The 18223-nt window shown below is 61.2% G+C and carries 15 protein-coding genes; 6 read left to right on the forward strand and 9 right to left on the reverse strand.

Features of this window, described 5'->3' with window-relative positions:
• The first annotated feature begins 212 nt into the window (after nucleotides 1–212).
• Nucleotides 213–1364 carry a M14-type cytosolic carboxypeptidase gene (locus tag CGA21_RS04110; protein ID WP_110753925.1) on the forward strand — a complete coding sequence of 384 codons (1152 nt, stop codon included), beginning with the start codon at nucleotides 213–215 and terminating at the stop codon, nucleotides 1362–1364.
• Nucleotides 1365–1507: 143 nt separating this feature from the next.
• On the opposite strand, the gene CGA21_RS04115 is transcribed toward CGA21_RS04110, so the two are convergent.
• Both CGA21_RS04115 and CGA21_RS04120 read right to left on the reverse strand, forming a co-directional pair.
• On the reverse strand, nucleotides 1508–2053 hold the full coding sequence (locus CGA21_RS04115) for a cytochrome b (RefSeq protein WP_188263588.1): 546 nt from the start codon (nucleotides 2051–2053) through the stop codon (nucleotides 1508–1510).
• Nucleotides 2050–3126 carry a catalase family peroxidase gene (locus CGA21_RS04120; RefSeq protein ID WP_188263589.1) on the reverse strand — a complete coding sequence of 359 codons (1077 nt, stop codon included), beginning with the start codon at nucleotides 3124–3126 and terminating at the stop codon, nucleotides 2050–2052. The genes CGA21_RS04115 and CGA21_RS04120 overlap by 4 nt, the downstream gene beginning before the upstream one ends.
• Before the next feature lie 159 nt (nucleotides 3127–3285).
• On the opposite strand from CGA21_RS04120, the gene CGA21_RS04125 reads away from it, so the two are divergent.
• Together CGA21_RS04125 and CGA21_RS04130 are read left to right on the forward strand one after the other, a co-directional pair.
• Nucleotides 3286–3792, forward strand: a complete 507-nt coding sequence (locus tag CGA21_RS04125) for an RNA polymerase sigma factor (RefSeq protein ID WP_188263590.1) — start codon at nucleotides 3286–3288, stop codon at nucleotides 3790–3792.
• Complete coding sequence (locus CGA21_RS04130) at nucleotides 3789–4541, forward strand: anti-sigma factor family protein (RefSeq protein WP_188263591.1); 753 nt, start codon at nucleotides 3789–3791, stop codon at nucleotides 4539–4541. The genes CGA21_RS04125 and CGA21_RS04130 overlap by 4 nt, the downstream gene beginning before the upstream one ends.
• Nucleotides 4542–4701: 160 nt before the next feature.
• Here the strand turns inward: CGA21_RS04130 and CGA21_RS04135 are convergent, their stop codons facing one another.
• From CGA21_RS04135 to CGA21_RS04145, 3 genes are all read right to left on the reverse strand, one after another.
• The gene (locus CGA21_RS04135) at nucleotides 4702–8376 is read right to left on the reverse strand and encodes a translocation/assembly module TamB domain-containing protein (protein WP_188263592.1); all 3675 of its coding nucleotides are present in this window, start codon (nucleotides 8374–8376) and stop codon (nucleotides 4702–4704) included.
• Nucleotides 8373–10100, reverse strand: a complete 1728-nt coding sequence (locus CGA21_RS04140; RefSeq protein WP_188263593.1) for an autotransporter assembly complex protein TamA — start codon at nucleotides 10098–10100, stop codon at nucleotides 8373–8375. Before CGA21_RS04140 ends, CGA21_RS04135 begins: the two co-directional genes overlap by 4 nt.
• 63 nt (nucleotides 10101–10163) lie before the next feature.
• The gene (locus tag CGA21_RS04145) at nucleotides 10164–10814 is read right to left on the reverse strand and encodes a GNAT family N-acetyltransferase (protein ID WP_008057251.1); all 651 of its coding nucleotides are present in this window, start codon (nucleotides 10812–10814) and stop codon (nucleotides 10164–10166) included.
• 184 nt (nucleotides 10815–10998) lie between these two features.
• Here CGA21_RS04145 and xthA point away from each other — a divergent pair, with 184 nt between their 5' ends.
• Together xthA and CGA21_RS04155 are read left to right on the forward strand one after the other, a co-directional pair.
• Nucleotides 10999–11811 carry an exodeoxyribonuclease III gene (gene xthA / locus CGA21_RS04150; protein WP_110753940.1) on the forward strand — a complete coding sequence of 271 codons (813 nt, stop codon included), beginning with the start codon at nucleotides 10999–11001 and terminating at the stop codon, nucleotides 11809–11811.
• A 137-nt stretch (nucleotides 11812–11948) separates the two neighbouring features.
• Entirely contained in the window at nucleotides 11949–13289 is a 1341-nt protein-coding gene (locus CGA21_RS04155; RefSeq protein ID WP_110754902.1) for a phosphate ABC transporter substrate-binding/OmpA family protein, read from the forward strand.
• 49 nt (nucleotides 13290–13338) lie between these two features.
• On the opposite strand, the gene CGA21_RS04160 is transcribed toward CGA21_RS04155, so the two are convergent.
• The gene (locus CGA21_RS04160; RefSeq protein WP_020800044.1) at nucleotides 13339–13857 is read right to left on the reverse strand and encodes an ankyrin repeat domain-containing protein; all 519 of its coding nucleotides are present in this window, start codon (nucleotides 13855–13857) and stop codon (nucleotides 13339–13341) included.
• A 111-nt stretch (nucleotides 13858–13968) separates the two neighbouring features.
• Complete coding sequence (locus CGA21_RS04165; RefSeq protein ID WP_188263594.1) at nucleotides 13969–15807, reverse strand: long-chain-acyl-CoA synthetase; 1839 nt, start codon at nucleotides 15805–15807, stop codon at nucleotides 13969–13971.
• Nucleotides 15808–16151: 344 nt separating this feature from the next.
• On the opposite strand from CGA21_RS04165, the gene CGA21_RS04170 reads away from it, so the two are divergent.
• A complete protein-coding gene (locus CGA21_RS04170) occupies nucleotides 16152–16427 on the forward strand; it encodes a DUF3509 domain-containing protein (RefSeq protein WP_110754904.1) in 276 nt (91 codons plus the stop codon).
• A gap of 76 nt (nucleotides 16428–16503) precedes the next feature.
• Here CGA21_RS04170 and CGA21_RS04175 read toward each other — a convergent pair whose 3' ends face one another.
• Together CGA21_RS04175 and CGA21_RS04180 are read right to left on the reverse strand one after the other, a co-directional pair.
• The gene (locus tag CGA21_RS04175; protein WP_188263595.1) at nucleotides 16504–17046 is read right to left on the reverse strand and encodes an acireductone dioxygenase; all 543 of its coding nucleotides are present in this window, start codon (nucleotides 17044–17046) and stop codon (nucleotides 16504–16506) included.
• Between the two features lie 12 nt (nucleotides 17047–17058).
• Nucleotides 17059–18219, reverse strand: a complete 1161-nt coding sequence (locus tag CGA21_RS04180; RefSeq protein ID WP_188263596.1) for an MFS transporter — start codon at nucleotides 18217–18219, stop codon at nucleotides 17059–17061.
• Between the last annotated feature and the right edge of the window lie 4 nt (nucleotides 18220–18223).

Raw genomic sequence — 18223 nt, forward strand, 5'->3', positions numbered from 1 at the left:
AACGGCCGCCTTCACCGCCTCGATGCTCAGGGCTTGCGGGGCGATTTGTCCCGACGGCCTCCAATAAGGTGCGCGTGGTAACACGGCTGATCGCGAACCAGTGAGGAAGCCGCGGAGCAAACCGCGACATGCCGGGTGAAACGTTTTATCCGCGCTGCTAACCCTCTAAGCTTGCGTGTAAAGTACCGCCATAAAAATCTCAATCAGGAACCCTGACCGTGGCCAAATCCTCACTCGACATCAGTGCCAATTTCGACAGCGGCAACATCCAGGTCATCGATGTCAGCGACCCGCTCAAACCCCTGCTGGCCATCCGTCCCGATAGCAAAAGCAACCATTTCCAATGGTTCCACTTCAAGGCCAGCGGCCTGCATGTCGGCCAGGACCATTGGTTTCGCCTGAACAATGCCAGCCAGTCCTCCTACAACAAGGCCTGGACCGGCTATCAGGCGGTGGCGTCCTACGACCACGTCAACTGGTTCCGTGTGCCGACCATTTTCGAGGGCGACTGCCTGCGTTTCAGCCTCGAAGCTGAACAGACCCACGCCTGGTTCGCCTACTTCGAACCCTACAGCCGTGGCCGCCACGACTGGTTGATCGAGCAGGCACTGACCAAGGCCGGCACCGAATTGCTGGCCACCGGCAAGAGTGTCGAAGGTCGCGACATCCAGCTGCTGCGCAAAGGCACTGGCGCCGAAGGCCAGCGCAAGGTGTGGATCATTGCCCAGCAACATCCCGGCGAACACATGGCCGAGTGGTTCATGGAAGGTGTGATCGAGCGCCTGGAGAAACACGACGACCCGGTGCTGAACAAACTGCTGGCCAGTGCCGACCTGTACCTGGTGCCGAACATGAACCCGGATGGAGCCTTCCACGGCCACCTGCGCACCAACGCCATGGGCCAGGACCTGAACCGCGCCTGGCAAAGCGCCAGCGAGGCGCTCAGCCCGGAAGTCTTTTTCGTCCAGCAGCAGATGGAAAAATACGGCGTCGACCTGTTCCTCGACATCCATGGCGACGAGGAAATCCCCCACGTGTTTACCGCTGGCTGCGAGGGCAATCCAGGCTACACGCCGCGGATCGCCGAACTGGAAGAACACTTCCGCAGCCATCTGAAACACACCACCAAGGACTTCCAGACCAAGCACGGCTACACCCGTGACGAACCGGGCCAGGCGAACATGACCCTGGCGTGCAACAGTGTCGGGCAGAAATACGATTGCCTGTCGCTGACCCTGGAAATGCCGTTCAAGGACCACGACGACCATCCGAACCCGTTGACCGGCTGGTCGGGGAAACGCTCGAAGCAATTGGGCAAGGATGTGTTGACGACGGTGGCGGATATGGTTGGCGTTTTGCGCTGATCTACCGCGCGATACCTGTAGGAGCGAGCCTGCTCGCGATGGTCGCCAACGAAAACGCTGGCTGTCTGATGCCCCTCGGTGCTCGTGCTTCCATCGCGAGCAGGCTCGCTCCTACAGGTTTTAAGTGTCAATGCTGCCGGCGATCACCCGCGGTCTTTACCCCGCAACATACTGTCCAGCACCTCATCGCGGCGCACCCAACCGTGAAACAATGCTGCGGCCAGATGCAGCAGCACGGTCAGAAACAGCAGATACGCCAGATACCCATGCGCCTTGCGCAAGAACGCGAACACCTGCGCATTCGCCGGCACAATCGACGGCAACTGCAATGAGCTGCTGAGCATCACCGGTTCGCCCGATGCTGAAATCATTGCCCAGCCCAACAACGGCAGAACCAGCATCAGGGCGTATAGCAGCACATGGGACGCCTTGGCCGCCAGCGCTTGCCAACCCGGCAGGTCTGCGGGCAGCGGTGGCTGCTGCGTGGAGAAGCGCACGAACAATCGCACGATCACCAGCAACAGAATCGCCACGCCCAGGGGCTTGTGCAGGTGGATCAGCCATTCATGGCGCTCGGACACCGAGGCGACCATGCCCGCGCCGATGAACAGCATGGCGATGATCATCAGCGCCATCAGCCAGTGCAGCAGGCGCGCCAGGGGAGCGAAGTGGTTGGGTTGGTTGCTCATTGCTGGGCCTCCTGTTTGGCGGCGGGCAACTGGCTGACTTCGCTGGTGCGGCGCAGGTAGGAATTGGCATAACCGGCTGAACGAGCGGCGAGCAGCGGGTCGTCGGAACCTTCGATGCCGGCAGGGAGCACCAGCGGGTCATAGTTGATATCGCGGCACTCACCGCTGAGTTGTGGCTGGGTGCTTTCAAGAACCAGGGTGCCTGCGTTCAACACCTTGCGCCCCTCGGGCCAGGCCTTGCTCGCATCGTTGACCGGGTCGCCGGGGTTGGCCAGGATGATGTTCAACTGCCAACGCAGGGGCCCTGCGGCGATTCGCCGGAGCAGATCCTTCTCCAGAAAATCAGTCCCTTGCGGCGCCGTGTCCCCAGGCGCGTCCTGGGCTACCGGCACCATGCTCCAACGCACCGCCTGCCGTTGTCCTGCAGCGTTCACCAGGTAAAACGCGTTGACGCTGTTGTAGGTTTCAGTGACGTAACTGGCCGATGGCTTGGCCGTCTTGATCCAGGCCAGGAACGGTGCGGCTTCCGGGTGCGAGCCGAAAAACGCCGGCACCGCCGCCGGGTCCGGTTTGCCCGTCGCGGGAACCGGCGACTGGGCCTGTTGCAATTGATAGAACGCCTCGGGCGTGCCCACCGGGAACACCGGCATGCTGTTCATCCCGGTGCGCCATTGCTGGCCGTTGACCTGGGTGAAACGTAACGCCAGGCTGCGGATCGGTACCGCGCTGTCCGGCGCATAAGGGTTGCCCGCCGGCAAGGCAAAACGGCCAACCACCGGCGTGCGCGCCTCATTAAACACCTGTGCAGTGGAATAGCTACGTGCCTCGCCACTGCTCTCGAAATGGCCGATCACGCACACGCCTTTGGCGTGGTTACGGCGAAATCCCGGGTGCACGCCGTTGTTGGTTTCCAACACATTGACCAGCTTTTTCGGGGTCAGGCGCTGTGGGTCAAAGGTGCCATTGACGTAGGCAAACGCCCCAGCCACTGCAGCCACGACCACGGCAATGCCGGCCAGACGCAACATCAGGCTCGCGGCACTCAAGGGTGGCGGTGATGATCGATCTACCATCGAAAGACTCCAGGGCCATCGGCCACAAGTGAGAAGAATCAGGCAGACGAACCTGGCGGCTGTTTATTCCATCGACCGGTATTTATTTTTCCGGGTGTGGAATAACCTCCTACGCCAAGCGTCTTCCTGGTTCAAAGCGTAGTGAGTAACCAGAAATTCATGAACGATATCGACGAACAACTGCGAGAAATCATTCCCAGGTTGCGCCGCTTCGCCGTATCGCTGACGCGCAATGCCAGCAGCGCCGATGATCTGGTGCAGTCGTGCCTTGAGCGTGCGCTAACAAGCTGGGGCGACAAGCGCGTCGAGGGCGACTTGCGCGCCTGGTTGTTCTCGATTCTTTATCGACAGTTTCTCGATGCTCACCGTCGCTCCCGACGCTACGCGCGAATGCTTGAATTCTTTACCGGACGCGATGATGCGCAGCCTTCGGTGGAGCGGACCGTGATCGCTCAATCGACCCTCAATGCCTTCGATCAACTGCCAACCGAACAGCGTGCGCTGCTGTTGTGGGTGTCGGTTGAGGGGCTGAGTTACAAAGAGGTCGCCGAGATTCTCGACGTACCCACCGGCACCGTGATGTCCCGACTGTCTCGGGCTCGCCAAGCCCTGCGCCAACTCAGCGATGGCGAAATCAACCGCCCTGCCCTGCGGAGACTCAAATGATCAGCATGCCCCCCAGCGAGCGCGACCTGCACGCTTACGTCGACCATCAGCTGGACGAGGAAGACCGGCGCCTGGTGGAGGCTTTTCTGGCCAGTAACCCGCAAATCTCCGCACAAGTCCGCGCCTGGCAACAGGACGCCCAAAAACTGCGTGCCGCCCTGAGTGGCGCCTTGCAGCAACCGGCCAATCCGGACCTCGATCCGGCGCAGATCCGCCGACGCCTCAAAAGACAGTCCCGACGCCACCTGGCCAGCGCCGCGGTATTGCTGATCGCCGTCAGCATCGGCGGGGTCAGCGGCTGGCAGGCTCGGGAAATGACCCTCCTCAGCGCAGCGCAACCGATGGCCGATGCGATGCAGGCTTACCGCCTGATAGCCGAGCAGGGGCTATTGCCGGCGGACTACAAGGCCGGGGACACCGGTGACATGCAGGGCTGGCTCGACCGTTATTTCACCCAGGCCAATCGCCTGCCTGATTTGTCAGGCGCAGGCTTCAAACCGGCCAGCGGGCGCTTGCTCAGCACCGAGCAAGGACCGGCGGCGATGGTGGTCTACGAGGATCGGAACGGGCAGAAAATCAGTTTTTATGTGCGCCCGCCGGGACCGAAGAACTTTTTGCTGCCCCGGGGTAGCCGCAGTGATGGCGGCTTACAGGCCGAATACTGGTCGGGTGGTGGCTACAACTATGCGATGGTCAGCCCGTCGAATACGCCGGCGGCGCAGATGCTCAGGCAGACCACGCAGTTCTGACAACACCACCACTCCCTGTAGGAGCTGGCTTGCCAGCGAAGGCGTCCTCCCTGTCGACAACAATGTTGCCTGGCCGACCGCTATCGCTGGCAAGCCAGCGCCTACAGGGTTCGCGTATGCCCTGACACCGCGAAGGCTGGCGCACAGGAACTACACCGGATCAGAAATCGCGCTTATAAAAGATATCCAACGAACTGGCCACGCCACCCGCGGCCTCAAGGTAGACCTTTTTGCTCAACTTGTAGCGCAAGGCAATGGTATTGGCCGGTTCGAACACGCCGACGCCATAACGCAGGCTGAGCTTCTCGGAAAGGTTGCCGCTGGCGACCACGCTGGTGGCGTTGCCACTGCCCTCGGTGTCGAGCTGGAAATCCTCGATGCCCAGATTCTTCGCCAGGCCGCCGGTCACCCCGGAGCTGCCCATCAGGCCCAGGCCGAGCGCAGCCTGGGCGAGCATGTTGTTGTCTTCACCGTTGCTGCTCAGCGGACGCCCCAGCACCAGGTAGGACAACGCCTGTTCCTGGGCCAGGGCCGGTTCCGAGAAAATCTGCGTGGTGGGTTGCTCGGCGCTGCCGCTCAAGCGGATGCCGGCGATCACGTCGTCGGTCTGGCGGATCGCCTCGATGTCCAGGTACGGCTGGTCGATCGGGCCTGCGAACAGCAACCGCGCCCGACGCACCGTAAGCCGCTGGCCGTAGGCGCGGTAACGGCCGTCGTTGAGCCATAGCTCACCACGGGTGTCCATGTAGTCACCGATGTGCACATGCCCCTGCACATTGGCGGTCAGGCCAAACCCTGCAAAGCTCAGCTTGTCTTCGCCGACCACCACATCGATGTCCATTTTCATCGCCAAGGGTGGTTTGCCCTCCTCGGTCTGCTGCCCGACGATCACCGTGTCACCGGATACCTTGACCGTCGAGGGCGGCAACTCTCGAATGGTGATGTCCCCTTTTGGTACCCGCACTTTGCCAGCGATGGCCAGCTCATCACCCTTCATCGAGATTTTCAGGTCCGGGGCCACTTCGACCTTGGCGTAGGGTTCGACGCTGACCGGCAACTGCGAGCCCTTGAGCGCCAGGTCCACCACCAGTGCCTGGCCCCAGGCGACATTGCCATTCAGGCTGCCCTGCCCGGTCTTGCCGCTTTTCCAGTTGCCGTTGAGCTGCACGGATTCGCCGGCGATCAGCGCCTGCAATTGCAACGCTTGAATCTCCATCGGCAATTCGGCGCCGGAAACCTCACCGTCGCTGAGCAACAGATTGCCATTGACCTGCGGCGCCAGCAGGCCACCGGAAATCGTGCCGCTGCCATTCAAGCGACCGGACAGCTTCTCGACCATGGGCACAAAGGGGCGCGCCACCGACACGTCCAGGCCATTCAAACGGAACGTGCCGGTCATTGGCTTGTTCTTCGGCAACGGGTTGATCTGCGCCTGCACCCTCAATTCTCCAAGCTTGCCACCGACGAAATTCAGGTCTGTATCGATGCGCTTGGGCGTGAGCTTGCTGGTGAGTTTGAGGGTCTGGTAGGGGAAGTCCAACCACTGCTCTTTCTCGCGAACGCGCAACGTGCCGCCGCTGGCATCGATGCTGATCACACCGTTCGGGCCGCTGGCCGGCAGGTCCAATTGCACGTCGGCGTTGAGCCGGCCCTGCCAGGCGAAATCCTTGGGCAACCACTGGGCGAGGCTGTCGATGGGGAATTGCTTGAGGTGGTAACGCAACTTCGGCTCGGGCATCAGGCGCTGGTCTTCACCGCACAAACTGGCCGGGCCGGACGCCCAGCAATGGGCGCCGAAATTGATTTTGCCGTCCGCTAGCCGTTCCAGTTTGGCCGGACCTTGCAACCTCCAGTCCTGGCCACCGGCCTGGATATCGCCGCTGGCCAGGCGTCCGCGCCAGTTGCCTTTGTCCAGTGCACCGTCGAGGCCGAGGGCGAGCTTGAGCTTGGGCCCTTGCAGGTCGAGGCTCAGTTTCTGGTTCTTGATGTCGCCCTGCCCGCTGGCAGTCAGCGTGCCCAGCGAGGTATCGCCCGTCTGGATGCCGCTGCCCTTGAGGTCGATTTTCGCCCGTTGCGCGCTGTCGAGTGTCGCATCGAGGTTCAGGCTTTGCAGGCGGTTGTCCTGGAAAGCCAATAGCGTGCCTTGCAGCCCGAGCTTGCCTTGCGGCGCCTTGAGCGTGCCGGCGACATCGACCCGGCCATTGATCTGGCCGCGCAATTGCGGCCAGAGCTGGGCCAGTCGCGCCAGCTTGATGTCGATCTGCCCGGTGAGTTTCTGCTGCAGGCTGCCCTTGCCATTGATGCTGTTGTCGCCGAGGCGAATCTGCAGGGCGTTCAAGTTCCATTGCTCGCCACTGCCATCGGCCTTGGCTTGCAGGACGGCTGGCTGGCCACGCAGCTTGCCCTTCAGGTCCAGGTCAGCGCTCAGGCTGAGCGTTCCGTTCTTCATCTCGCCTTTGCTGCGCAACGGTCCGGCCAGGGTGCCCGGCAGTTCCGCGACCCAGTACGCCGGGTCGATCGCGGAAAGATCCAGCGCTGTATCCCAGGCGATGCCGTCGGCGAATTGCAGGTTCAGGTGCCCTTCGGCCTTGCCCTGCCCGGCGACGAGCTGGATCTGTTGCAGGTAAATTTTCGTCAGGTCGCCGGCAAACGGGCTGGCCAGGCTGAAGGCCCCGGCCGGACCATCCAGAGCCGCATCGAAGTGCCCCAGGTATTTGCCGTCGGTGTAGGAGACGTCACCATTGAAGCTGCGCAAGGCCACTTGGGGCTCGTCGATCAGCGGGTAAAGACGGTGCCACGGGAAATCCAGCCAGGCGACTTTGGCATCAGCGCTCAGGCCCTTGCTCCAGTCCAACTGGCCGGTAAGCTTGAGGCTTTGCTTGTCGTTGGCAGTCAGGTCCAGCGCGGCGATTTGCGCGCCGTTGGCGTCGACCTTGCCTTGCAGCGCCAGCCCGACCGGGCCTTGCTCGGCGGGCAACGTGGCCTTGCCGACTAATTGATAACCGTTTTTCAGGTCACCGGCGCCGGTCAGTTCAAGCTGATTGAGTTGCAAGGTGTTTGGCAAGTCGGCGCTGGGTTTGAAGCCGTCAGCGGTGATGCGCAAGGTGGCCGGCAGGTTGTCCACCAAGGGTTGCAGTTGGCCGGTCAGCTGCCCACTGAGATAGCCGCTGCTGTCGGCTTTCAGGTTCAGGGTCTTGAGCAGGTCACCGTCAATCTTCAGCGCCAGCGCCCAGGGTCCGCTACCGGGTGCGGGCAGGGTCAGCTTGCCCTCGGCCTTGAGCGGCCAGTTGCCGGTCGGTTGCAACAGGCCAGACAAGTGCAGGCTCAGCTCATCGCGCTGCAATTGCACCGAGTCGATCTGCAAGCCGTTGGCTGTCCAGTGTGCCGCCAGTTGCAAGCCCTTGAGTTGTTCGCTGCCATTGAACAGCAGACTGCCAACCTGGATATCCCCCAGCTCGAGCGCCAGGGGCAGTTTCAAGTCAGGAAGACTGATCGGCCCAGTGCTCTCCTCTTGCGCGCCGGGCGGCAATTGCAGGCTGACCCGATCAGCCTTTAATTGCCCGATGCACAAGGTCATGCGCGTCAGGCACAGCGGCGACCAGGCGAAGATGACCTTATCCAGTTCGACCCGGCTGGCGTCTTGCTGCCACAACACATGATCGGCGCTCCATTGCCCACCCAGGCGACCCTGGAAATTGTCCAGGCTCAAACCTGGCACGAACCCGAGCGCCCAGCGACTGCCCGTCGCCGTGCCCAGCACCGCGGCCAATGTCAAAACCACCAGCATCAGCAGCGCGAGAACGGCCAGCAGTGTTATTTTCAAACCACGCTTCACAACTCGGGCCCCATGGAAAAGTGCAGTCGAATGCCGCCATCGTCGTCCAGCGCATGGGCGAGGTCGAGGCGAATCGGCCCCACCGGAGAAATCCAGCGCACGCCGATACCGACCCCGGTCTTGAGGTTTGGCAGCTCAAGTGTATTAAAGGAGTTGCCCTGATCGACGAAGGTCGCCACGCGCCATTTTTCCGCAACGGAATACTGGTATTCGGCGCTGGCGGTGACCATGTAGCGCCCACCAATGCGATCACCCTGATTGTTCTCCGGGGACAGGCTTTGATAGTCGTACCCCCGCACGCTCTGATCGCCACCGGCGAAAAAGCGCAATGAAGGCGGGATCGACTTGTAGCCGTTGGTGGCACTGCCGCCGACCTGCACCCGGCCGAGCAAGCGGTGCTTGTCGAACACCGTGGTCAGGCCTTTGACCAGCGCGGTGCCGTACAGCAAGTTGTTATCCGAACCCAGGCCTTCCTTGGCGACCTTGCTTTCGAACTGCAGGCGATAACCGTTGTGCGGGTCGATGCGGTTGTCGCTTTTGAGGTACGAGTAGCTCACACCGGGCATCAGTAGCGTACTGAGGCCGGAATCGTCGCCGAGTCGGTATTCCTCGCGCTGCCACTTGAGCGAAACCACCCGTTGCCAGCCGCTGGGCAACTTGCTGTGCCACTCAGGCCCCACAGTCAGCAATTTGCTGAGGCTGTCCTTGTCAGCGATTTCTTCGTTCTGATAACCACCGGCGAAGCGCAGTTTGTCGGTCAGCGGCGGGTCCAGGGGAATGTCGTAGAACACCCCGACGTTTTGCCGCGGCGCCGAGATTTCGGTCTCCCAGCCATAACTGTGACCCTGGGGGTTGACCCAGTGCCGGGTCCAGTTGGCCTTCACGCGCGGGCCGACGTCGGTGGAGTAGCCAAGGCCCAGGCCCATGGTGCGAGGCTTGCGGGTTTCGAGCTTGACGTCCACCGGGATCACATCGTCCTTGGACGCGGTCGGCGCCGCGTCGACCCGCACGCCTTCGAAATAGCCGCTCGATTGCAGCGCCTGGTTGAGTTCGGCGATCAGTTCGGAGTCATACGGCGTACCCGCCTTGAAGGGCACCATGCGCTGCAGCAGGTCTTCGTCGAACGGTGTATCGCCTTCGAAACTGACCTTGCCCAGCGAGTAGCGCGGGCCACTGTCGTAGACCAGCTCGATATCGGCCACGCCAGCGCGCGGGTCGACCGACAACTTCTGACGGGTGAAGTGGCCGCTGAAAAAGCCATAGCGCGAAGCCTGGTTCTGGATCAGGCGCTTGGCGTCTTCGTACTGACCGTGGTTGAGTACCGCACCGGTTTGCAGGGCATGGCTTTTGGGCACGCGAAAGGCCTTGAGGCTGGCCGCCGGGCCGTCGACGCGGATCGTGACGTTGCGCAAATGCACCGGCTCGCCGGGCTCGATGGTCAGCACCAGGCGCGGTGTCTTGCCAGTCTTCACTTCGCTGTCGATGTGCGGCTGGTAGTAACCCAAGGCCTGGGCAGCCTTGCGCGCCTGCTCCTCGGCACCACGACTGAAGCGCAGCAAGGCCTCTTCGTCACGATCGCCGAGACTGCCTATATAGCCCTCTATATTGGCCTTCAGTGCATCGTTGGACGGTTTGATCCGCACATCCAATTCACTTTGCGCCAGCGCCGCGCAGCTGGTAATCAGCATCAGCACGCCACTGGTAATTCTTCCTGGAAACTTCATAGGCGCGGATGCTATCACGAGCGTGGAGCGTGATAGAGCCTGGCGTGCACGGAAAGTTCGACCTCAAGCTGTTGCGGTATGTAATACCTGCGGATTGGCGTGAAAAAACACGTGCTCGCGAATCGGCCCCACGGCCACCTCGCCGATTTCTTCATAGCCCTGGCGCTTATAGAAGTCCAGGTAACGAGGATTGCCGGTGTCGAGAATCACACCTTGGGAATTTTCATCCACCGCGCACCAGTTATGCACCGCCTGCAGCAGCTGCTCACCAAAGTGCTTGCCCTGGAATTGTGGGTGAACCCCCAGCAACGGCAGCACGTGCACCGAGTCGTTCGGCACGCAGGCAGCGACGGCGTCGTGGTACTCAAGGTAGCGGCGGGTGCAGCGAAAACCGGTACTGAGCACCATGCGCAGGCGCCATGCCCAACTTTCAGTCACACCCAGGCGCCGTTGTGGTGGCGCGATCAGGGCAATGCCGATCAGCCGGTCATTGACCAGCAGGCCGATGGCCGGCAACTCCTGGAAAAAATGTTGCTTGACCAACTCGCGCACGGTGGCACGCACCCGTTGTTCATAGCCGGGGCGCTCGGCTTCGAACAGATAGCTGAACGTCGGCTCGTGACGATAGGCCTGGTACAACAGCGAGCGGGCTTCACGGGAGTAGCCACTGTCGAGCATATGGATATCGGCGATGGCGGTCGAGGTTTCAGGCATGACGGTCGTTCTCCCTGGCGCAGCTCGCACGGCTGCGCTCTTGATGTTACGAGCTCATTTGGGCTGACGCAGTTCCTTGCTGATCGCAAATCAGTGTAGGCAATGAAATCCCGTTCGTCCCACCGCGCACTGGCTCCCGTTGCCCATGTCAGCTAGCATCGCCTTTTTGCCAGGACTGCCGAGCATGAAGATCGTCTCCTTCAACATCAACGGGCTGCGCGCTCGCCCGCATCAGCTGGCGGCGCTGATCGAAAAGCATCAGCCCGATGTGATCGGGTTGCAGGAAACCAAGGTCCATGATGATCAGTTTCCACTCGATGAAATCAAGGCTCTGGGCTACCACGTGTATTTCCATGGGCAGAAGGGTCACTACGGCGTCGCCCTGCTCTCCCGTCAGGAACCACTGGCACTGTACAAGGGCTTTGCCACCGATGAAGACGATGCTCAGCGACGCTTTATCTGGGGCACCTTTGCCGATGCCAACGGCGTGCCCGTGACCATCATGAACGGTTACTTCCCACAAGGAGAAAGCCGCGACCACCCGACCAAGTTCCCGGCCAAGCAGCGCTTCTACAGCGACCTGCAGGCGCTGCTGGAAAGCCAGTTCAAGAACGACCAGCCACTGGTGGTGATGGGCGACGTGAATATTTCCCCGGAAGACTGCGACATAGGCATCGGCCCGGACAACATGAAACGCTGGCTGAAAACCGGTAAGTGCAGCTTCCTGCCGGAAGAGCGCGAGTGGATGCTCAGGCTGAAAAACTGGGGCCTGGTGGACAGCTTCCGCCACCTCAACCCGGATGTTGCCGATCGCTTCAGCTGGTTCGACTACCGCAGCCGTGGCTTCGAAGACGAGCCCAAGCGCGGGCTGCGCATCGACCTGATCCTGGCGTCCCACGGGCTGCTGCCACGGATCAAGGACGCAGGCGTGGACTATGAACTGCGCGGCATGGAAAAACCTTCGGATCATGCGCCGATCTGGTTGGAGTTGAGTTAAAAATCGCTGCCTGTTTGCTCGTTCCCACGCTCTGCGTGGGAACGAGCAAAGCATGGGTGGCAGACAGAGCTGTCATCTTTCGGAAATCTTTCTGACTTATTCTCCCGGCACTTCCCTTGGTCTTGAAAGGTGCCGGCATGTCGCTACGCGGTTTGCTCCTGTTGATCCTCTGCACCTGGCTGCCGTTGTCGGTGGCGGCCAGCGCCTTGCCGATTCCCGGGCAAGGTCCGGTGCTGCGTATCCAGGGCTCCAACACCATTGGCGCGGCACTGGGGCCGGCGCTGGTCGAGGGCCTGATGCGTGAGCAGGGTCTGCTCAAGGTGCACAGCGAAGCGACGGACCAGCCCAATGAATCGCGTATCGTCGGTGAAACCGAACAAGGCCGCCGGGTCGAAGTGCAACTGGCGGCCCATGGCTCCAGTACCGGATTCAGCGCGCTGAAAGCGGCCAGTGCCGATCTCGCTGCCTCTTCCCGGCCGATCAAGGACAGCGAGCTGGTCAACCTGCAACCCTTGGGCGACCTGAAAGGCGCCAACGCCGAACAAGTCATCGCCATCGACGGGCTGGCAATCATCCTCCATCCGCAAAACCCGTTGAACACCCTCGCCACTGAGCAACTGGCGCGCATTTTCAGCGGTGAGGTGAAAACCTGGGAGGAGCTCGGTGGCCACGGCGGGGCCATCCATCTCTATGCGCGCGACGATCAGTCCGGCACCTACGATACGTTCAGGGAGCTGGTGCTCAGTGGTCATGGCAAAACCCTGAGCGCAAGCGCAAAACGATTCGAGTCCAGCGAACAGTTGTCCGACGCAGTCAGCCAGGACCCGCACGGCATCGGCTTTATCGGCCTGCCCTACGTGCGCTCGGCCAAGGCCGTGGCGATTGCCGACGGCCAGTCCATGGCCATGTTGCCACTCAACAGCCTGATTGCCACTGAAGACTATCCGCTGTCGCGGCGCTTGTTTTTTTACCTGCCGCCCAAGCGCTTGAACCCTTGGGCCGAAGCACTGGTGGCCTTCGCGCAAAGTCAGAAAGGCCAGGCGATCGTCGCGGCCAACGGTTTCGTCGCCCAGACGATCCAGGCCATGAGCGTCACGCCGAATGCGTTGATGCCCGAGGGCTACCAGGCACTGAGCCGCCACGCCATGCGCCTGACAGTGAACTTTCGTTTCGAAGAAGGCAGCGCCAGCCTGGACAACAAGGCCCGACAGGACCTGTCACGGGTCCTCGACTATATGAAGCAGCACGAAAAGACCGATCGCCGGGTAACGCTGGTCGGGTTCGGCGATGCCAAGCTCGATCCGGCACGCGCCGACCTGCTGTCGAAGTTGCGGGCCATGGCGGTGCGCCGCGAACTGGTGAAAAGCGGCGTGGTACTGCGGGACATTCGCGGTTTTGGCGCCGAAATGCCGGTGGCGGCCAATAGCGAGGATGAAGGACGGATCAGGAATCGGCGGGTCGAGGTCTGGGTTTACTGAGGCTGCCAGGCCAGGTCCTCGCGCACATCGAACCTGGCCCGAAACGCCATCAGCCGAGCAATTTCTCCAGTTGCGCCACGGTATCGACGGCGCCCATGGTCTTGGCAGCATCCAGCGCGGTAATGCCATTGGCGTCCTTGGCTTTCGGGTCGGCGCCTTTGCTGATCAGGTAGTCGACGACTTCGACACGGTTGAACATCGCGGCCATCATCAACGCAGTGCGCCCGTCGAATGACGAGCCCTCGACCTGGGCGCCGCCTTCGACCAGGGCCTTGATCACGGCCAGGTCGCCCTTGAAGGCCGCGCCGGCAATCGGGCTCTGGCCGTTGTCGTTGCGGATTTCCGGATCAGCCTTGTGCTCAAGCAAGACTTTTACCGTGTCCACGTGGCCGTGGTAAGCGGCCAGCATCAGCAAGGTGTCGCCCTTGTGATTGCGCAGGTTCGGCGGCAGGCCCTTGCTCAGCAGCGCAGCCATCATGGCCGCATCACCCTCGCGCGCCTTGTTGAAGACCTGTTCGGCAAACTCGGCGGCTTCTTCGGGGGTCATCTGGCGGCTTTTGTCAGACATTGAACGCTCCACTTTCAGTTTTTCGCAAAGCCGATAGTTTCCCGACGGTGCTCGCCACTGTCACTTGTTTTTTCTGTTGCGCGGCCATAGCCCAATTCAATAACGCTTCTTTCAATAACGATGCTTGCCACCCTGGATGTCCGCCAGCACCTGCCCGGTGACCTGCACATAGGTCTCGGTGCCCGGCAACCAGGCGTAGATCGGGTCATCGCCGGTCCTGCCAGGGTCGAAGGCTTCGTCCTTGAGCCGGGTCTTCTGGTATTTGAAGGTCCCGGTGATTTCCATTTTCACCTTTACCCTCAGGAACAGCGGCACCGCGTACGCCGGCAGGTGCTGTCGGGCGAAAGCCAGCAGCTCGCCGAAGTCCAGGGTTGCCAGGGATTCCGCTGGCGTGATCGCCGCCATCCCGGCCCGACCATTGGTGTTGCGCACCTCCACGCCATAGGCAACGGCCTCGGAAATGTTCGGGTGCTGCAGCAGGATGTTCTCGACCTCGGTGGTCGACACGTTTTCCCCCTTCCAGCGGTAAGTGTCGCCCAGGCGATCGACAAACTGCGCATGACCGAAACCGATGTTGCGCAACAGGTCGCCGGTGTTGAGGTATCGATCGCCCTTGGCGAACACGTCATGCAGCACGACTTTTTCGGTGTTATGCGGATCGGTGTAACCATCGAGCGGCGCCTTGTCGTCGATCCTGGCCAGCAGCAACCCCTGCCCGCCCTTGCCGACCTTGCGCATGAACCCATCGGCGCCACGGATCGGCACACCGCTATCGTGGTCATACTCGGCCAGTTCCCAGGACATCAGGGAAAAGCCCACGGTGTTGTCGAAATTGAGGATGTTGGTGAAGCCGATGTTGCCGTCACTGGCGGCATACAACTCGCAGATGTGCCCAACCGCGAAGCGCGTCTTGAATTCGCCCCATGCGCCGGGACGCAATCCATTGCCGATCATCTTGGTCACGCCGTGTTTGCCGTCGTCGGCACTGGCAGGCTGGTCGACCAGGTAGCGGCACAGCTCCCCCACGTAGCCCAGGGTGGTCGCCCGGTACTTGCGCACATCGTTCCAGAACTGGCTGGCGCTGAACTTGCGGCGGATGGCAAACCCCGACGCCCCGCTGATGGCCGAGCCCCAACACACGCACAGGCCGGTGGCGTGATACAGCGGTAACGTGCAGTAAACGATGTCTTCTGGGCGCATATCCAATGCGATCATGCCGAAGCTTGCGCAACTGCGCATCCAGCGCCCGTGCTTGAAAACCCCGGCCTTGGGCAGCCCGGTGGTGCCCGAGGTATAGATGTAGAAACAAGGGTCGTCGAAAAAGATCTGCTGGCTACTGGCGGGATTGTCGCTGCAGGCATCGACGCTGGCTGTCATCAGGTTGACGAACCCGTCGGGCGCGATGCCGGGGTGGCTGTAGGTGTCCTGGTCGGCGACGAACCAGATACGCGCCATCTCGATCGGCACCCGCTCTCGCACCGCCAGGTAGGCCGGCACCAGTTCCGCGCCGACGACAATGGCCGCGGGTGTCACCAGGTGCAGGCTATGGGCCAGGGCATCGCGGGTTTGCGAGGTATTGAGCAAAGCGCTGATGGCACCGACCTTGGCCACCGCCAGAAGGGTCACCAGCAGTTCCGGGCGGTTCTCGATGAAGACCGCCACCACGTCACCCTTGCCAATGCCTCGGGCAATCAGGTGGTGGGCGATGCGATTGGCCCAACGGTTGACCTGGGCATATGTCAGCCGCACCTCTCCGTACAGCAAGGCCGGGCCTTCGGGGTTACGCAGGGTAGCCTGCTCGAAACTCCAGCCCAGGCCACACGCTTGGGTCGGATCCTTGACGTTGGCGACCTTCATGCCCTTGACCACGCGAGGAATGGCTTTGGCAATGGAAGGCAGCTTGCGGAGCATCATGCCCCAGGTGATCGTGTCGTGCGGCGTGCGGCTCATGGCTGATCCCGTTGGCTCTTCTTATTGTCGGGCGGCATTGAATGACCCCGAAAATACGTCAACGGTTCTGCGGCTGTACACGCGGTTTTTGAAATGTTTTGTATCCGCGACACCGACGTTTGAAATCGTGAGCGCGTGTACGGCAAATGGTTCCATTGAAGCGCCGACGACCACGCAAAATGCAGGATGCACGATAGCCATTCATGCAGATTGCACGAAACCAAAAATCGTCAGATTTTATATGTCGTTGTTTTATATGATTATTTTAGAGAACTACATACTGGCACAATCACTGCAACAGTCTCCCCATGCTTGCCATTCAAGAGCTAACGGAGCTGACAGACATGAGCCTCATCCAAGAAAAATTTTCCTCCTTGTTCTCCAACTTCGACGTCACCACCCAGGACCGACCTGATGGCGGCATCCTGCTGACCCTGCGCGGCGAGGGTAAGGAATTCAAACGCTCAATCTCCTACCAGCAGCTGCACAATGGCGATCAACTGTCGTGGGTCATCAGCGCCATTCGCCGCGACCTGGCCGAACAGGCCAGCGAATTGCCACAAATCTCCCTGCTGCAAAGCCAGCAGCGCTTTGCCCTGCCGACCTATCATTCGCTGTAAGGTTGCGCCGCGGTAAACCATCAGGCCGTGCAAGCTTTCGCTTCACGGCCTGAGTTGTGTGGGTCGCCAACAGCTTTCAATCATCCATTCGCGGAAAACGTCCAGCGTTGTCGACGTCGGTGAAATTGGCCACCCAGGGTTGGCTGCTGAACAGACGAATCGCCACCACATAGGGCTGTTCGCCGATGTCCAGCCACTGCCGGGTGCCGGCCGGCAGCACAATCAGGTCGCCTTTCTCGCACAGCACGGCGTAGACATAGTCGTCGATGTATACAGACAACAGTGCACTACCCGCGCTGAACAGCATGACTTCGGTTTCGTCCTGGCGGTGCTCGGCGAAGAAACTCGCGCGTATCGACTCTTTTTGCGGGTGATCGCGATCGAGGCTGATCACATCGATCGCGCGCAACCCGTGCTGGGTCATCAGTGTATCGATGGGCGCCTGGCAGGCGCTGATGACATCTTCGTGGCTGGCACCGGGGCGGATTTTCGCCGTGGCTTGCCAATGATCGAAGCGCACGCCCTGCTCGGCGAGGGTCGAGGCAATATCTTCGAAATGAGTCAGCACCTTGTTGGGTACGTCGGGGCTGGAAACGTGATAAACGGACAGGGTGCTCATCAGGACAACTCCTTAAGGGTTCAAGAGGGAACGCGTGTCCTCTTGCATTCGTGTGGCAATGATAACGGCTGCGGCCAACGCGGCGAGGCTGGCAATACTAAAGGTTAAGGGGGCGCCAAGGGCCGTCCAGCTGTAACCGGAATACAACGCGCCCATTGCGCCACCGGTGCCGGCCAATGCGGCGTACAGCGCTTGGCCCTGCCCTTGCTGGCGTGGGCCGAAGCTGCGCTGCACAAACTGGATGGCCGCGGCATGAAAGCTGCCGAACGTCGCCGCGTGCAGCACCTGGGCAAACAACAGCACCCAGAGAAACTCGGCCAGCGAACCGAGCAATAGCCAACGCAACGCCGCCAGCAGAAAACTCGCCAGCAGCACGCGCCGTACCGAGAAACGCGCGAGGATCCGGCTCATCGCCATGAACATCAGCACTTCAGCGACCACGCCGACGGCCCAGAGCATGCCGATAACGCCCCGGCTGTAGCCCAGTCGTTCCAGGTGCAACGTGAGAAAGGTGTAATAAGGGCCGTGGCTCATCTGCATCAGCGCTACGCAGGCGTAAAACGCCAACACCCCGGGGCTGCGCAGTTGCGCGAGGAAACCGTCGCCGCTCAATCGCTCGCCCTGGACCGGCTGGGCGTTCGGTACCCACAGACTGCTGAGCACGATCCCGGCCATGATCAGCACCAGCGCCGCGGGGTAAATGTCCAGGCTAAGCCATTCGAACAAGCGTCCCAGCGCGACCACGGTAATGATGAAACCAACCGAGCCCCACAGGCGAATCTGGCTGTAGCGGGAGGTCTGGCCTTGCAGGTGCGCCAGGGTGATGACTTCGAACTGCGGCAGCACCGCGTGCCAGAAGAACGCGTGCAAGGCCATGACCATCGCCAGCCAGGCATAGGTCTGGCTGACGAAAATCAGCGAAAACGTCAGCAACGTGCACACGGCGCCGAAGCGCACGATGGCCAGCCGCCGCCCGGTATAGTCGCCGAGCCAGCCCCAGATGTTCGGCGCTACGCAACGCATCAGCATCGGGATGGCCACCAGTTCGCCGATGCGCGCCGCGGAGAATCCCAGGTAATCGAAGTACAGCGCCAGAAAAGGCGCTGTCGAACCGAGCAAAGCGAAATAGAACAGATAGAAGCTGGACAGCCGCCAGTACGGGAGCGCCGTCACCGCT

The organism is Pseudomonas sp. PSB11 (assembly GCF_014596605.1).
In the GTDB taxonomy this organism is placed as follows: Bacteria; Pseudomonadota; Gammaproteobacteria; order Pseudomonadales; family Pseudomonadaceae; genus Aquipseudomonas; species Aquipseudomonas umsongensis.

Coding starts and splice junctions, on each gene's coding strand:
- CGA21_RS04115 (WP_188263588.1), bottom strand. CDS start 2,053: ATGAGCAACCAACCCAACCACTTCGCTCCCCTGGCGCGCCTGCTGCAC.
- CGA21_RS04155 (WP_110754902.1), top strand. CDS start 11,949: ATGTCGCTACGCGGTTTGCTCCTGTTGATCCTCTGCACCTGGCTGCCG.
- CGA21_RS04145 (WP_008057251.1), bottom strand. CDS start 10,814: ATGCCTGAAACCTCGACCGCCATCGCCGATATCCATATGCTCGACAGT.
- CGA21_RS04125 (WP_188263590.1), top strand. CDS start 3,286: ATGAACGATATCGACGAACAACTGCGAGAAATCATTCCCAGGTTGCGC.
- CGA21_RS04160 (WP_020800044.1), bottom strand. CDS start 13,857: ATGTCTGACAAAAGCCGCCAGATGACCCCCGAAGAAGCCGCCGAGTTT.
- CGA21_RS04140 (WP_188263593.1), bottom strand. CDS start 10,100: ATGAAGTTTCCAGGAAGAATTACCAGTGGCGTGCTGATGCTGATTACC.
- CGA21_RS04170 (WP_110754904.1), top strand. CDS start 16,152: ATGAGCCTCATCCAAGAAAAATTTTCCTCCTTGTTCTCCAACTTCGAC.
- CGA21_RS04130 (WP_188263591.1), top strand. CDS start 3,789: ATGATCAGCATGCCCCCCAGCGAGCGCGACCTGCACGCTTACGTCGAC.
- xthA (WP_110753940.1), top strand. CDS start 10,999: ATGAAGATCGTCTCCTTCAACATCAACGGGCTGCGCGCTCGCCCGCAT.
- CGA21_RS04120 (WP_188263589.1), bottom strand. CDS start 3,126: ATGGTAGATCGATCATCACCGCCACCCTTGAGTGCCGCGAGCCTGATG.
- CGA21_RS04175 (WP_188263595.1), bottom strand. CDS start 17,046: ATGAGCACCCTGTCCGTTTATCACGTTTCCAGCCCCGACGTACCCAAC.
- CGA21_RS04165 (WP_188263594.1), bottom strand. CDS start 15,807: ATGAGCCGCACGCCGCACGACACGATCACCTGGGGCATGATGCTCCGC.